General features: G+C 38.9%; 3 protein-coding genes. 2 read left to right on the plus strand and 1 reads right to left on the minus strand.

Annotated elements, in window-relative coordinates; genetic code table 11:
• Positions 1-127: 127 nt before the first annotated feature.
• Both COV46_02430 and COV46_02435 read left to right on the plus strand, forming a co-directional pair.
• Positions 128-253: a hypothetical protein gene (locus COV46_02430; protein PIR17867.1), complete on the plus strand. Its 126-nt coding sequence runs from the start codon at positions 128-130 to the stop codon at positions 251-253.
• A 9-nt stretch (positions 254-262) separates the two neighbouring features.
• Positions 263-508: a transcriptional regulator gene (locus COV46_02435; protein PIR17868.1), complete on the plus strand. Its 246-nt coding sequence runs from the start codon at positions 263-265 to the stop codon at positions 506-508.
• A gap of 30 nt (positions 509-538) precedes the next feature.
• On the opposite strand, the gene COV46_02440 is transcribed toward COV46_02435, so the two are convergent.
• On the minus strand, positions 539-1,636 hold the full coding sequence (locus COV46_02440; GenBank protein PIR17869.1) for a cell filamentation protein Fic: 1,098 nt from the start codon (positions 1,634-1,636) through the stop codon (positions 539-541).
• Positions 1,637-1,985: the final 349 nt, after the last annotated feature.

Raw genomic sequence — 1,985 nt, forward strand, 5'->3', positions numbered from 1 at the left:
TGACGGCAGAAATGTCGTCCGGATCAAAAACATCGGTTATTTTATCCTGGCTTACAATCTTTCCAGTCCATTATATGAGGGTTTAGTTACATATGCGCTCACATATCAGAACGAGGTCGGACATAAAATGATACGCATGGGGTTGTCCGGGATGAATCTTTTTTCCATAGCCATTGCGGTGATGATAATAATAATCGCATGGATAATGGACGAGGGTAGAAAACTGAAAGAGAACGAAGCGTATACGATCTAGGGAGGCATCATGCCTATCATTGTCAATTTGGATGTAATGCTTGCAAAAAGGAAGGTCGTCTCAAAGGCTCTAGCCGAGGCCATCGGCATTACGCCTCAAAATCTCTCAATACTAAAAACGGGAAAGGCTAAGGCCATAAGACTTTCCACGCTTGATGCGATCTGCGCATATTTAGACTGCCAGCCCGGGGATATTTTATTATTTGAGGAGACTGACAGGAGCGTGCTTGTTGGCAGAGCTTTACCGAAAGAATAAGATTCACATTTACATCTTTCTTGCGTTCTTTCACCGCTTCAATTTGTAAAAGCTTCCCTTTGTGGAGCCGGTCATTTCTATCATACCTAACGATTTTAATTTTTTTAGGATCGATTTTATCGTTACTCTTTTTATATCCGATGTTCTCTCAAGAAAAGAGATTGTGACCGGCTGATATTTTTGTATGAGGACTAAAATAGTGTCCTCAAAATCTGTCAACCTGCCGGAACCTTTTGAGACCATCTTTTCTTTCAAAATTTCCGCCTGAACGTTTAACATCTTAAGAAAGAATAAAAACCATGGATTAATATCTGGCGTTCCTTTCATACTGCCTTGAGTTTGTCTTATAGAAATATAGTAAAGCTCTTTGTTGTCTTCTACGGTTTTTTCGTGCGAAGAATACATTGTGAATTCATAGCCCTGTTTTAAAAGGCAAAGATTAGTGAGTATCCGGGAAATGCGACCGTTGCCATCTCTGAAAGGATGAATAGCAAGGAATTTGACGACAAACGCGGCGATCACCTCCAGATCGGAGTAGTCAGTGTCATTAATGAAATTATTATAATCTTCGAAAAGCTCTTTCATGGCGATATCGGTTTCGATGCCAGGGGGTGTAGTCTCAAAAATAACATCTTCTTCGCCGGTTTTATGGTCAGTTTTTACGACCGAGTTCGGCACGTTTTTATAGGAGCCCCTTTGATTTGGGGGTAGAATATCATTTGTCAGATAAGAACACATCATCTGATGGAGAGAACGTGCTGTGTGTTCGCTAATGTTGATGTTATTATAATTTTCAAATACGTAATTCAGACAGTCTATGTAACCGGCCACTTCGGCCTCGTCTCTGTCTTTGATCTTTTGTATCTTTAAGTTTTCAAGTCGTTCCAATATTTCTTCATCTGAAATCCGCGCACCTTCGATTCTGGTTGAAGCGCCCGCAGAAGTTATGATGGTTGTTGCTTTAAGCCACGAATAAAAATCTTTTTGTAGATCCTTGCTTAATTCCCATTGCTTCAAAAATTTTCCGATATTCTTGACATAAGATAAGACTTGCGGATTTAAAGGTGTCTGTAATAAGCGTTTCACGCCAAAAAATATACCAAAAAATATACCAAAAGTCAATTCCATTTAAATACTATACCAAATAATATGCTAAATGACGCTTTAAGCGGACTGTGCAATATTTAAAAGCTATAAACCGCAATATTGCACAATCATTTATAACTATTTGAAATAATTAGGTTTGATCTCAATCAAATCTTTTTATTAACAAAAAACTAAGGGTTCGCAACTTTCACTCATAACCCTGCCGATAACATATATATATACTCCTTTTGAGGTCTCAACTGGTAAAGTTATTGGGGGGATGGTAATCTTAAAGCGGTCCGAAAGTATGAAACGCAGAATGCCAGCCTCTACCGCTTACGACGAACTTCAGCTATAAGTTCCACGCCATGTCCGATGAGATAACATCAAA

Source organism: Deltaproteobacteria bacterium CG11_big_fil_rev_8_21_14_0_20_49_13, from assembly GCA_002796305.1.
Classification (GTDB): domain Bacteria; phylum UBA10199; class UBA10199.

Bases quoted from the DNA above. Each gene is read 5' to 3' on its own strand.
- COV46_02430 (PIR17867.1), top strand. From the start codon at position 128: ATGATACGCATGGGGTTGTCCGGGATGAATCTTTTTTCCATAGCCATT.
- COV46_02435 (PIR17868.1), top strand. From the start codon at position 263: ATGCCTATCATTGTCAATTTGGATGTAATGCTTGCAAAAAGGAAGGTC.
- COV46_02440 (PIR17869.1), bottom strand. From the start codon at position 1,636: ATGGAATTGACTTTTGGTATATTTTTTGGTATATTTTTTGGCGTGAAA.